Origin of the sequence: Streptomyces sp. NPDC102467, assembly GCF_044765445.1 — a bacterium.
Lineage (GTDB): Bacteria > Actinomycetota > Actinomycetes > Streptomycetales > Streptomycetaceae > Streptomyces.
The window spans coordinates 238,522-250,868 of record NZ_JBIWKA010000001.1 but is presented as its reverse complement, the minus strand read 5'-3'; the positions used below and the strand labels follow the sequence as shown (position 1 = coordinate 250,868).

The following is a 12,347-nucleotide window of genomic DNA, read 5'->3' as shown; positions in this document are numbered from 1 at the left end:
CTGCCCACAGTGGCCCATCTCACCCGCCAGAACAGAGGGCGCGGCCCGGCGGCCCGGCCGTAAGGTCGGACCATGCAGCTCATCCAGTCGACCAAGCTCTCCAACGTCTGCTACGAGATCCGGGGCCCGGTGCTCGAGGAGGCGATGCGGCTGGAAGCGGCGGGTCACCGGATCCTGAAGCTGAACACGGGCAACCCGGCGGCGTTCGGTTTCGAGTGCCCCCCGGAGATCCTGGAGGACATGCTCCGCAACCTCGGCGACGCGCACGGCTACGGCGACGCCAAGGGTCTGCTCGCCGCCCGCCGCGCGGTGATGATGCACTACCAGACCCTGGGCGTGGAGACCGACGTCGAGCACGTCTTCATCGGCAACGGTGTCTCCGAGCTGATCGTGATGGCGATGCAGGGACTCCTCGACGACGGCGACGAAGTGCTCGTCCCCGCCCCTGACTACCCCCTGTGGACCGCCGCCGTCTCGCTCTCCGGCGGCACCGCCGTGCACTACCGCTGCGACGAGCAGGCGGAGTGGATGCCGGACCTGGCCGACATCGAGCGCAAGGTGACCGACCGCACCAAGGCGATCGTCATCATCAACCCGAACAACCCGACGGGCGCCGTATACAGCGACGAGATGCTGCGCGGCATCACCGACATCGCCCGCCGCCACAACCTGCTCGTCTGCTCCGACGAGATCTACGACAAGATCCTCTACGACGGCGCGACGCACACGCCGACCGCCGCCATCGCCCCCGACCTGCTCACGCTCACCTTCAACGGCATGTCGAAGGCGTACCGCGTGGCCGGTTACCGCGTCGGCTGGATGGCGATCTCCGGCCCGCGCGCGCACGCCCAGTCGTACATCGAGGGCCTGACGATCCTCGCGAACATGCGCCTGTGCGCGAACATGCCGGGCCAGCACGGTGTCGTCGCGGCGCTCAGCGGCCGCCAGACGATCAAGGACCTCGTGCTTCCCGGCGGCCGGCTCAAGGAACAGAGCGATGTCGCCTACGACCTGCTCACGCAGATCCCGGGCGTCAGCTGCGTGAAGCCCAAGGGCGCGCTCTATCTCTTCCCGCGCCTGGATCCCAAGGTCTTCAAGGTCAAGGACGACCGGCAGATGGTGCTCGACCTGCTGCGCGCCGAGAAGATCATGGTCGTGCACGGCACCGGCTTCAACTGGCCCGAGCCCGATCACTTCCGCGTCGTGACGCTGCCCTCGACCCGGCAGCTGACCGAGGCGGTCACCCGGATCGGGAACTTCCTGGACGGCTACAGCCAGCCGTGACCCAACTTTGGACAGGTTCTAACTTAGACAGATTCTAAGGTACGATGGAGGCCAAGTTACCGCCTGTCCGGTTGTTCCGGTTGCCTGGAGGCCTCCCATGTACGAGCCGATCCGCACCAAATCGGTCCACTCGATGGTGGCCGACAGCGACTTCCCGCACCGCTCCCGCGAAGAGGAGCTGGACATCCAGCTCGCCGGGCACCTGTCCGCGCTGCTCGCCCTGACCGACGAGCTTCGGCTCGCCGCCGGGGACCAGGAATTGGACGCGGCCGCCACCGAGCTGGCCGCTCAGATCAGCCGCCTTCGGGGCGGGCACCCGCCGGTCCGGTCCTCCGTCGCCGCCGCCGTGCATGAGCCGCATGTCGCCGGGCTGCACCAGCGGGCGCATGCCCTCGCCGGGCGGGCCCTGGTGGTCGCGGCGTCCCGGGCGGACACGAGCGCGGCGATCCTGGCCGCGCAGCGCATGGAGTACCACGCAAGCGCCGGCCGCTTGGTAGCCGCCTAAAAGGGCGCGGGCATGACTGAGCCCCCGCACCTCGTTGTGCGGGGGCTCAGTCAGGTCCGGCTAGCCGAGCCGCTGCACCAGCTTCCGGTACTCATCCCACAGTTCCTTCGGCGTGTGATCGCCGAACGTGTTGAGATGCTCGGGTACCAGCGCAGCCTCCTCGCGCCAGACCTCCTTGTCGACGGTGAGCAAGAACTCCAGGTCGTCCTCGGCGATGTCGAGGCCGTTCGTGTCCAGGGAGCCCTTGGCCGGAAGAATGCCGATCGGGGTCTCGACACCCTCCGCCCGTCCGTCGAGGCGGTCCACGATCCACTTCAGGACGCGGCTGTTCTCACCGAACCCGGGCCATACGAAGCGGCCCTTCGCGTCCTTGCGGAACCAGTTGACGTAGTAGATCTTCGGAAGGTCCGCGGCGTTCTTGTCCGCGCCGACCTTCACCCAGTGGGCCATGTAGTCGCCCATGTTGTAGCCGCAGAACGGCAGCATCGCGAACGGGTCGCGGCGCAGCTCGCCGACCTTGCCCTCGGCGGCGGCGGTCTTCTCGGAGGCCACGTTGGCGCCGAGGAAGACGCCGTGGTTCCAGTCGAAGGACTCGGTGACGAGGGGGACGGCGGACGCGCGCCGACCGCCGAACAGGATCGCCGAGATCGGTACGCCCTTGGGGTCCTCCCACTCGGGCGCGATGATCGGGCACTGCGCGGCCGGGGTGGTGAAGCGGGCGTTGGGGTGCGCCGCGGGGACACCGGAATCGGGCGTCCAGTCGTTGCCCTTCCAGTCCGTGAGGTGGGCCGGAGTCTCCTCCGTCATGCCCTCCCACCAGATGTCGTTGTCGTCGGTGAGGGCGACGTTCGTGAAGACGGAGTTGCCCCACAGCGTCTTCATCGCGTTGGCGTTGGTGTGCTCACCGGTGCCGGGCGCGACGCCGAAGAATCCGGCCTCGGGGTTGATCGCGTAGAGCCGGCCGTCCGCACCGAACCGCATCCAGGCGATGTCGTCGCCGATCGTCTCGACCGTCCAGCCGGAGATCGTGGGCTCCAGCATGGCCAGGTTGGTCTTGCCGCACGCGGACGGGAACGCGGCCGCGACGTACTTCGACTCCCCCTGCGGCGGCGTCAGCTTGAGGATCAGCATGTGCTCGGCGAGCCAGCCCTCGTCCCGCGCCATCACCGAGGCGATGCGCAGCGCGTAGCACTTCTTGCCCAGCAGGGCGTTGCCGCCGTAGCCGGATCCGTAGGACCAGATCTCGCGGTCCTCGGGGAAGTGCGAGATGTACTTCGTGGAGTTGCACGGCCACGGCACGTCCGCCTCGCCCTCGGCGAGCGGGGCGCCCAGCGTGTGCACGGCCTTGACGAAGAAGCCGTCGGTGCCGAGCTCGTCCAGGACCGGCTGCCCCATCCGGGTCATGGTGCGCATGGAGACGGCGACGTAGGCCGAGTCGGTGATCTCGACGCCGATCGCGGAGAGCGGCGAGCCGAGCGGGCCCATGCAGAAGGGGACGACGTACATCGTGCGGCCCTTCATGGAGCCGCGGAAGATCCCCCCGTTCCCCTCGTTGCCCTGGAAGATCTCCCGCATCTCGGCGGGGTCCTTCCAGTGGTTCGTGGGGCCCGCGTCCGCCTCTTCCGCGGAGCAGATGAACGTCCGGTCCTCGACCCGCGCGACATCGGTCGGGTCGGAGGCGGCGTAGTACGAGTTCGGGCGCTTGATCGGGTCGAGCTTCCTGAACGTTCCCTTGGTGACGAGCTCCTCGGCGAGCCGCTCGTACTCGGCCTCTGAGCCGTCGCACCAGACCACGCTGTCCGGCTGTGTCAGTTCGGCGATCTCGTTGACCCACGAGATCAGTTCCTGGTGCTTTGTCGGGACGTGGTCGGTCGGGAGGGTGAGAACGGGGGAAACGGGAGCCGCGATGTCGCGCGCCACGATCGCTCCTAAATGAGGGTGTTGTGTTGGTTGCCCCGTGGGGGCCTCGACCCGGACGCTGCGCCTCCCGTGCCACTGAAATTCAGTGGGCGCTCATCCGGTGCCGACCGCACTCATTTGATCATCCGACCGTTTCGCCCATCTGTCCAGGGGGCTTCACACTTGAGCGGAGTGAGCATCGCCACTCGGCTCCCCGGGCTTATCGATCAGGACTTCGGGTTAACCCCAGGTGAGAACTGACGCCCTCCATATCCATGACCTACGGTCGCGTAGGTACGATGGAAGCCATGAGCGTCACCGCGGACCAGCCCGAAGTCCCCCTTGCAGAGCCTTCCTCGCTGAAGCCGAAACTGCGCGGCTGGCTGCACGCGGGCATGTTCCCGGCCGTGCTCATCGCCGGCCTCTTCCTCACGGCCCTGGCCGACTCGACGCGCGGCCGCGTGGCGTGCGGGATCTTCGTACTGACCGCCTGCCTGCTGTTCGGCGTGAGCGCGCTCTACCACCGGGGCAACTGGGGGCCGCGCGCCGACGGCGTCCTGCGCCGGCTCGACCACGCGAACATCTTCCTGATCATCGCGGGCACGTACACGCCGCTGACCATGCTGCTGCTGCCCGGCGCCAAGGGCGAGACGCTGCTGTGGGGCATCTGGGTGGCGGCCGCGGCGGGCATCGCGTTCCGCGTCTTCTGGGTCGGCGCCCCGCGCTGGCTCTACACCCCCTGCTACATCGCGATGGGCTGGGCGGCAGTTTTCTTCCTGCCCGACTTCATGCGGACCGGCGGCGTCGCCGTGCTCGTCCTGGTGGTCGTGGGCGGGCTGCTCTACAGCGCGGGCGGTGTCATCTACGGCATCAAGAAGCCGAACCCCTCGCCCCGCTATTTCGGCTTCCACGAGGTCTTCCACTCGCTGACCCTCGCGGCGTTCGTCGTGCACTACGTCGGCATCTCGCTGGTGGCCTACCAGCACGGCTGACGCCCCTCCCCCTCCTTCCTCACGCATGGCCGCGGCTTTCGAGCCGCGGCCTTTTTTGCGCTCCCGAACTTACGACAGCCACTCTAGATTGACAGACACTATGAAGTGAGAGTTACTCTCATTTCATGGCTACTGTCACTCAGCAAGTGGAGCCGCGCCTCGATCCCAGGCGCTGGTTGGCCCTCGGGGCCCTGGTCGCGAGCATGCTCGTGCTCGGTTTCGACATGACGATCCTGAACGTGGCGCTCCCGACGATCACCGGGCAACTGGGCGCCACCACCGGTCAGCAGCAGTGGATGGCGGACGCGTACGTCGTCGTCTTCGCCGCGCTGATGCTCCCCGCCGGACTGCTCGGCGACCGCTTCGGGCGCCGCCGGATCCTCGTCACCGGACTCGGCGTCTTCCTCACCGCCTCCGTCGTGGGCGCCCTCGCCTCCGACGTGACCTGGGTGATCGTGGCCCGGGCCCTGATGGGCGTGGGCGGCGCCTTCGTGATGCCGCTCGCCTTCTCCGTACTGCCCTCGCTGTTCCCGCGCGACGAACAGACGAAGGCCCTCGGCATGATCTCCGCGGCGTCCGCACTCGGCATGCCGCTGGGACCGATCCTCGGCGGCTGGCTGCTGAACCACTTCTGGTGGGGCGCCGTCTTCGTGATCAACGTGCCGATGGTCGCGATCGGCATCACCGCCTGCCTGCTCCTGCTGCCGGAGACGAAGGACCCGGCCGCGCCCAGGGTCGACATCGTCTCGACCGTGCTCACCGCACTCGGCCTCGGCACCCTGATCTACGCGATCATCGAGGGCCCCGCGAAGGGCTGGACCGACCCGCTCGTGCTCGGCGGGTTCGTGGCCTCCGTCGTGCTGCTCGCCGCGCTCGTACTGCGCGAACGCCGCAGCCCACGCCCCATGCTCGACCTCACGCTCCTCGCCCACCGCGGCTTCCTCACCAACACCCTCGCCGCGACACTCGGCATGTTCGTGCTCGCGGGCCTGATGTTCGTGCTGCCCCAGTACCTCCAGGCCGTGCTCGGCACCGACTCGCTCGGCACCGGAGTGCGGATGCTCCCGCTGATGGCCGGGATGCTGGCCGCCGCGAAGCTCGCGCAGCCGCTCGTCGTGAAGTTCGGGGCGCGGGCGGTGATCTGCGTCGCGCTCGTCGTCCTCGCGTTCGCCGGGTTCCTCGGGGCGCGCACCACCGTCGACTCCGGATACGGGTTCACGGCCCTGTGGCTGACGATCGCCGGGATCGGCTTCGCCTTCGCCATGATCCCCGCGATGGGCGGCGCCCTCGCCGCCCTGCCCAAGGACCAGGCGGGCCGCGGCTCCGGGCTGCTGAGCACGGTGCGCCAGACCGGCAGCGCGCTCGGCGTCGCCCTGCTCGGCGCCCTCATCGCCGGCGCGTACACGGCCCGGCTCAGCACGGCCGGACTGCACGGCGCGGCGGCGGACGCGGCGCGCGACTCGGTGATCGGCGCTCACCTGGTCGCGGAACGGGCCGGCGACCGGGCCCTCGCGGCCTCCGCCGACGCCGCGTACCTCCACGGCATGGACCTCGCCCTGGTCGTCATCGCCATCACGGCGCTGGTCGCCGCGCTCCTGACGGCGACCCTGATGCCCGGCCCCGTCCGCCCACCGGCGAGCGCCACGTCCGACCCGGAGGTGGCCGCCGTCAGCGCGGATGCCCGACAATGACGGTCATGGCCGCCTCAGCACAGACCCCGGAAGCCAAACTCGGACTCCGGGAACGCAAGAAGCTCAAGACCCGTACGACGATCCGCGAGGCGACGTACCGCCTGATCATGGACCAGGGGTACGACGCGACGACGGTCGAGCAGATCGCCGAGGCCGCCGAGGTGTCGCCGTCCACCGTGTTCCGCTACTTCCCGACCAAGGAAGACATCGTCCTCACCGACGAGTTCGACCCGATCCTGGAGCGGGAACTGCGGGCACGGCCGGCCGACGAGTCGATCATCGACTCCCTGCGGCACGTCATCGACCGCAGCCTGCACCTCGCGCTCGGCAGTGACGACCCCGACGTGTCCCGGCTGCGCACCCGGCTCCAGGTCGAGGTGCCCGCGGTGCGCTCCCGGATGATGGAGTCGATGTCGGTCACCGGCCAGATGATCTGCGGCGTCCTCGCCGAGCGCACCGGCCGCGACGCGGGCGACCTGGAGGTCCGGGTCTACGCGATGTGCGTCACCGGCGCCCTCATGGAGGCCACGATGTACTGGGCCGAGCACGACCACGAGGGCGACCTGCGCGACCTGGCGGTACGTGCCCTGGACACCCTGCAGAACGGGCTCTGAGGCACGCCGCCCACTACCGGCCCGGCTCGCTCAGCAACCGCTCCAACTGCTCGGCATCCGTCACCGGCGCATCGCATACGAAGTGGCGGCACACGTACGCGGTGTCGCGCCCCTCGACGCGCGGCCGGTCGGCGAGCAGCGGAAGCTCGTCGCTCCCCTCCGGTCCCGCGGCGACCACGGCGCCGGGCGCGGTTCCGGTGAGCGCGGTGTGCTGCATCCGGCCGCCCACCTCCCCCACGACGGCGATCTCACGGGGCCCGTCGAGCAGCGCCTCGGCGACCGCGAGCCCGTTCCCGATGAACCGCGGCGCGCGCGGGCCGAGCGCCTTCACGACGCCCAACGCCCGCTCCGCCGCGCTCCGGTGCGGTTCCGAACCGGTGTGCGCCGCGTACGAGAGCAGCGCCCCGGCCGCCGCCGTCCACCCGGAGGGAGTCGCGTTGTCGGTCGGGTCCTGCGGCCGCCTGATCAGCTGCTCGGCATCCACGGCGGTGTCGTACAGGGCGCCGCTCTCCCGGTCCACGAACCGGTCGAGGACATGGTCGAGCAGGAACCCGGCGAACTCCAGCCACACCCCTTCCCCGGTCACGGACGCGAGCGCGAGGAACCCCTCGGCGACATCGGCGTAATCTTCCAACACCCCACTGTTCTGGCCGACTTGACCGTCCTTGCTGGTACGGGAGAGCCGGGCCAGGGGATCCATGTGCAGCCGCACGAGCAGATCGCCCGCGGCCACGGCGGCGTCCACGAGGTCCTGCCGCCCGAAATACGCGCCGGTCTCGGCGAGGGCGGCCACCGCGAGCCCGTTCCACGCGGCGACGACCTTGTCGTCCCGGCCCGGGGCGGGCCGCTCCTCGCGCGCGGCGCGCAGCCGCTGCCGGATCCGCTCGATCTGCTCGCCGTCGAACACCTCATCGTTCTGCGGCAGTTGAAGAACAGAGGCGCCCTCCTCGAAGGTCCCCTCCTGCGTGACCCCGAAGTACCGGGCGGCGGCAGCCCCGTCCTCCGCGCCAAGCACCTGGCTCAACTGCTCGGGCGTCCACACGTAGTAAGCACCCTCGACGTGCTCACCGCTCACCGGATCTTCGCTGTCGGCGTCCAGCGCGGAGGCGAACCCGCCCTCGTTCGTGCGCAGTTCACGCACCATGAAGTCGGCGGTCTCCAGCGCTACGCGCTTGGCGAGTTCGGAGCCGGTCGAACGCCAGAGGTGGGCGTAGGCGCGGCACAGCAGCGCGTTGTCGTAGAGCATCTTCTCGAAGTGCGGCACCGTGAACTCGCGGTCCACCGAGTACCGCGCGAAGCCGCCCCCGAGCTGGTCGTAGATCCCGCCGCGCGCCATCCGCTCGCACGTGTCGACGGCCATCTGCAGCGCGCCCTCGGCGCCGGTCCTGGCGTGGTGCCGCAGCAGGAACTCGATCACCATGGACGGCGGGAACTTGGGCGCCCCGCCGAACCCGCCGTACGTCGCGTCGTACTCCCGCGTCAGCCCGAGCAGCGCCTGCGCCAGCTCGCCCTCGCCGGGCACCTGCGCGTCCCCGAACGACAGTTCACGCCCCGCAAGATCCGCGGTGATCTTCGCGGCGACCTCGGTGACCTCGCTCCGCCGGCCCGTCCACGCGTCCCGGACGCCCCCGAGGACCTGAGTGAAGGAGGGCATGCCGTGACGCGGCTCGGGCGGGAAGTACGTACCGAAGTAGAACGGCTCGGCATCCGGGGTCAGAAAGACGGTCATGGGCCAGCCGCCCTGCCCGGTGGCGGCCTGCACGGCCTCCATGTAGACGGCGTCGACGTCGGGCCGCTCCTCGCGGTCGACCTTGACGCTGACGAAGTTGTCGTTCATCAGGGCTGCGGTTGCTTCGTCCTCGAAGCTTTCGCTCGCTAGGACGTGACACCAGTGGCAGCTCGAGTACCCGACGCTGAGCAGCACCGGCACCCCCCGCCGCCGCGCCTCCTCAAAGGCCTCGGCCGACCACGGCCACCAGTCCACCGGGTTCTCGGCGTGCTGGAGGAGGTAGGGGGACGTCTCATGGGCCAGTCGGTTCGACATGCCTCCATCCTCACCCATGCCCGTCACGGTCGTGTCTTTGATCGCCGGGCCCCTCGCGCCTTCACCCCATACGCAGGACACTTGACCCGAATCTGACGCAACCGGAGGGGGACCGAAGATGCGAGACAGCCATCGGGCGGAAGCCGAGCGGCTGTTGGCCCGGGCCGTGGAAGAGGAAGTCAGGCGCTCGGGCGGGCGGACGGACGGGGGTGTGCTGCTGTCGCGGGCGAAGGGTGCGCTCGACGCCATGGGGCAGACCGCCACCGAGGAGTACGCGGCGTACACCCGGGCGCTCGACGAGGCCGCGGCGGGACAGATGTCGTTCGGGGAGCGGTTCGCCAAGGAGGGCGGGTCGACGCCGCTGATGGTGGCGGGGGTCGGGGCCGTCACCGCGGTCGTGGCCGACCTGGCGTTCGGGGCGGGCACCGGGGTCGCGGTGGGTACCGGGGCGGCGGTCGCCGTGCTCGGCGCGGCCGCCACCGTCGCCAAGGTGACCGCCTCGCACCTGCCGGCGGCGAGCCGCAGCGCGGGCGCGCTGAATCAGCCGGGCGGGCCCGAGCAGCTGCGCCTGCAGTGGCTGACGGCGCTTGAGGTGCGGGGCATCCGGCCGTTCCTGGACCAGCAGCGGGTGCTGGCGGCCAGCACCGGTACGACGAAGAAGTCGGCGTCGCCCGGGAACCGGCGGACCGACAAGAGCGCGGCCGCGCGGCGCAGGAGCGTGCTCGAGCAGTCGTTCGGCCAACTCCCGGATCCTGAGGGGCCGTTCGCGGGGCGGCGGGCGGCCATGGCGCGGATCGCGCAGTGGGTGCACGCGGCGCGGGCCAGCACGGAGACGCGGCCGACGGTGGTGGTGCTGCACGGGGCGCCCGGTTCGGGGCGTACGACGCTGGCGGTGCGGGCGGCGCACGAGCTGCGGGACCAGTTCCGCGGGGCGTGTGTCGTGGACCTGCGCGGGGACCGGGCGGACGCGGCGCCGCTGGCGACGCGGGACGCGCTGCTGCATCTGCTGAACCGGCTCGGCGCGCCGCGCGAGCAGTTGCTGTTCCGGGAGCGTTCGTCGCCGGATCAGCAGGTCAAGCGGTTGAGCGAGCTGTACCACCAGCATCTGACCGGGCTGCCGGTGACGATCGTGCTCGACGACGCCGAGGACGCCGAGCAGGTGCGCACGCTGGTGCCGGAGCGGTCCGACAGCCTCGTCATCGTCACCGCGCGCAAGCCGCTCGAACTCGGCGGGGCCACTCCGGCCTGGGTGCACCAGTTGCCGGTGGAGGCGCTGGACGCGGCGGGCGCGGAGGAGCTGCTGCGGGACGCGGCGGAGGATGCGAGCGGCCCGTACGACGCCGAGTCGACCGAGGAGGTAAGGGAGTTGTGCGGCGGCCTGCCGCTGGCGCTGCGGATCGCGGGTTCGTCGATCGGGCCGCGCACGGCACGTCAGCTGGCGGCGGACCTGAGCGCGTACGGGCCGGTGGAGCCGGTCGAGCGCGTCCTGTGGCTGCGGTACACCGACCAGTCCGACGCGGCCCGGCGGCTGCTGCGCAGGCTCGCGCTCGCCGGGCGGGCCTCGCTCGGCGCGGCGGCCGCGGCGGCGCTGCTCGCCGCGGACGAGTCGGAGGCCACCCGCCATCTGACGGCGCTGTCGCGCGCGGGCCTGATCGACCACGTCAGGGGCAGCCGCTACCGGCTCCATGACCTGGTCCGTTCCTTCGCGCAGGCCCGCCTCGCCGATGAGGAGGAGCCGGCCGAGCGTACGGCGGCGCAGGAGCGTCTCATCCAGAACTACGCGGAGCTCGCGGACTCGGTGATCCGGCTTGTGGACGGCAACATGTCCACGCGCGCCGGGCAGCCGGGGCCGCACGGCTTCACGTCGCTCGACGCGGCGCTGCGCTGGCTGGACGACGAGTCGAGCTTCATCACGGCGGCGCTGCGGCACGCGGAGGGCGTCAACCAGGAGGCGGTCCTCGGCCTGCTGGGCGCGCTCTGCGACTACTGCCTGCTGCGGGGCGACCTCTACCGCCTGGGCGAGATCAGCGAGTTGACGCAGGCCATCGACCAGGGGCTGCTCGTGCGCTCGGTCCAGTGGCGTACGGGTATCGCGGCCCGTCAGCTCGGTGAGCTCGACAAGGCGCGTACGACGCTGTCGTCGGTCGTCGACCTGTACCGCGAGGCCCATCACCAGGCGGGCGAGGCCCGCGCGCTGTGTTCGCTCGGCATCACCTTGCATCACCAGGGTCAACTCACCGACGCGACAGCCAAGTTGAGGGAGGCGCTCGAACTCCAGACGACGCCGGAGACGCAGGGTGACCGCGGCTGGACGCTGCACGCGCTCGCGGCCGTGGAGCGCGACCGCGCCCACGTCCGCGAGTCCCTGGCCCTGCTCACCGACGCGCTCGCCCTGCACCGGGAGAACGAGTCGTTGCACGGCGAGGCGTGGGCCCACTTCCAGCTCGGGCAGCTGCGGCTGCGCATGGGTGACGTGCCGCGCGCGGACGCCGAGCTCCGGGCGGCGCTCGACCTGTACGGCCGTACCCGCGACAGTCGCGGCGAGGCCTGGGCGCTGACCCAGCTGGCGCGGGCCCGCCTGGTCGACGGGGAGGCGTCGGCCGCGGTCGACGGCCTGCGCCAGGCGGCGTCCCGGCACCGTGACAACGAGGACGCGCGCGGTGAGGCGTGGACGTACTACTACCTGGGCCAGGCGCTGGAGGAGACCGGCAACCTCGACCAGGCGGTGCGTGAGCTGGAGCGTTCGCGCACCATGTTCTCCCGGATGCGTGACGTGTACGGGCTCGCGTGCGCCCGGCACCACTCGGCGCGGGTCACCCGCGACCAGCGGGCCGCGCAGACGGGCTCGCTGCGCAACTCGGGGTTCGCCCGTCAGCTGCTTGTCGACGCCCGCGCCGATTTCCAGCGCATCGGTGTCGCGCACGGCGAGGCGTGGACGTGCCTGGAACTGGCGGTCGTCGACGCGGGCAACGCCCGTCTTCAGCAGGCGATGACGCTCTGCGACGAGGCGGCCGTCCTCTTCGCCTCCTACGGGGACCGGCGCGGCGAGGACTGGGCGACGTTCTTGCGCTGCACCCTGCTGCCCTACGCCTCACCGGGCGGCTCGGAGGTCGGCGCGGCGGTCGCCCAGGAGGAGCTGTCCCAGCTGGCCCGCGCCGACAGCCCCACCCGTGACGGCAAGCTCGACGATTACGTAGGCGCGTATCAGCTGCTCCTCGAACGGGGCGTGGAGCTGGACGCGGGATGGCAGGCGTGGCGACTCGGGATGGTCCCGAACCGGCACGCGCGGGATGTGATGGGGGTGGTGATCGCCTAGGG

8 protein-coding genes are annotated in these 12,347 nt (G+C 70.6%); 6 read left to right on the top strand and 2 right to left on the bottom strand.

The annotated features are described in order from the left end of the window. Positions 1 to 72 precede the first annotated feature (72 nt). Together ACIREE_RS01090 and ACIREE_RS01085 are read left to right on the top strand one after the other, a co-directional pair. Positions 73 to 1,284, top strand: a complete 1,212-nt coding sequence (locus ACIREE_RS01090; protein WP_404144621.1) for a pyridoxal phosphate-dependent aminotransferase — start codon at positions 73 to 75, stop codon at positions 1,282 to 1,284. Positions 1,285 to 1,381: 97 nt separating this feature from the next. Then, positions 1,382 to 1,789: a hypothetical protein gene (locus tag ACIREE_RS01085; RefSeq protein WP_404144619.1), complete on the top strand. Its 408-nt coding sequence runs from the start codon at positions 1,382 to 1,384 to the stop codon at positions 1,787 to 1,789. Between the two features lie 60 nt (positions 1,790 to 1,849). Here the strand turns inward: ACIREE_RS01085 and ACIREE_RS01080 are convergent, their stop codons facing one another. Continuing rightward, a complete protein-coding gene (locus ACIREE_RS01080; protein WP_404144617.1) occupies positions 1,850 to 3,709 on the bottom strand; it encodes a phosphoenolpyruvate carboxykinase (GTP) in 1,860 nt (619 codons plus the stop codon). A 287-nt stretch (positions 3,710 to 3,996) separates the two neighbouring features. Here ACIREE_RS01080 and ACIREE_RS01075 point away from each other — a divergent pair, with 287 nt between their 5' ends. The 3 genes from ACIREE_RS01075 (at position 3,997) to ACIREE_RS01065 (ending at position 6,985) form a co-directional block, all read left to right on the top strand. Further along, positions 3,997 to 4,680 carry a hemolysin III family protein gene (locus tag ACIREE_RS01075; protein ID WP_404144615.1) on the top strand — a complete coding sequence of 228 codons (684 nt, stop codon included), beginning with the start codon at positions 3,997 to 3,999 and terminating at the stop codon, positions 4,678 to 4,680. A 125-nt stretch (positions 4,681 to 4,805) separates the two neighbouring features. After that, entirely contained in the window at positions 4,806 to 6,371 is a 1,566-nt protein-coding gene (locus tag ACIREE_RS01070; RefSeq protein ID WP_404144613.1) for a DHA2 family efflux MFS transporter permease subunit, read from the top strand. 5 nt (positions 6,372 to 6,376) lie between these two features. Beyond that, the gene (locus ACIREE_RS01065) at positions 6,377 to 6,985 is read left to right on the top strand and encodes a TetR/AcrR family transcriptional regulator (RefSeq protein WP_404144611.1); all 609 of its coding nucleotides are present in this window, start codon (positions 6,377 to 6,379) and stop codon (positions 6,983 to 6,985) included. A 13-nt stretch (positions 6,986 to 6,998) separates the two neighbouring features. Here the strand turns inward: ACIREE_RS01065 and ACIREE_RS01060 are convergent, their stop codons facing one another. Then, positions 6,999 to 9,029 carry a thioredoxin domain-containing protein gene (locus ACIREE_RS01060; RefSeq protein ID WP_404144609.1) on the bottom strand — a complete coding sequence of 677 codons (2,031 nt, stop codon included), beginning with the start codon at positions 9,027 to 9,029 and terminating at the stop codon, positions 6,999 to 7,001. A gap of 118 nt (positions 9,030 to 9,147) precedes the next feature. Between ACIREE_RS01060 and ACIREE_RS01055 the strand changes: the two genes are divergently transcribed. Next, the gene (locus ACIREE_RS01055) at positions 9,148 to 12,345 is read left to right on the top strand and encodes a tetratricopeptide repeat protein (RefSeq protein WP_404144607.1); all 3,198 of its coding nucleotides are present in this window, start codon (positions 9,148 to 9,150) and stop codon (positions 12,343 to 12,345) included. The last annotated feature ends 2 nt before the right edge of the window (positions 12,346 to 12,347 follow it).

Excerpts from the sequence above, each read along its gene's own strand:
- ACIREE_RS01065 (WP_404144611.1), top strand. The coding sequence starts at position 6,377 with ATGGCCGCCTCAGCACAGACCCCGGAAGCCAAACTCGGACTCCGGGAA.
- ACIREE_RS01070 (WP_404144613.1), top strand. The coding sequence starts at position 4,806 with ATGGCTACTGTCACTCAGCAAGTGGAGCCGCGCCTCGATCCCAGGCGC.
- ACIREE_RS01060 (WP_404144609.1), bottom strand. The coding sequence starts at position 9,029 with ATGTCGAACCGACTGGCCCATGAGACGTCCCCCTACCTCCTCCAGCAC.
- ACIREE_RS01055 (WP_404144607.1), top strand. The coding sequence starts at position 9,148 with ATGCGAGACAGCCATCGGGCGGAAGCCGAGCGGCTGTTGGCCCGGGCC.
- ACIREE_RS01085 (WP_404144619.1), top strand. The coding sequence starts at position 1,382 with ATGTACGAGCCGATCCGCACCAAATCGGTCCACTCGATGGTGGCCGAC.
- ACIREE_RS01090 (WP_404144621.1), top strand. The coding sequence starts at position 73 with ATGCAGCTCATCCAGTCGACCAAGCTCTCCAACGTCTGCTACGAGATC.
- ACIREE_RS01075 (WP_404144615.1), top strand. The coding sequence starts at position 3,997 with ATGAGCGTCACCGCGGACCAGCCCGAAGTCCCCCTTGCAGAGCCTTCC.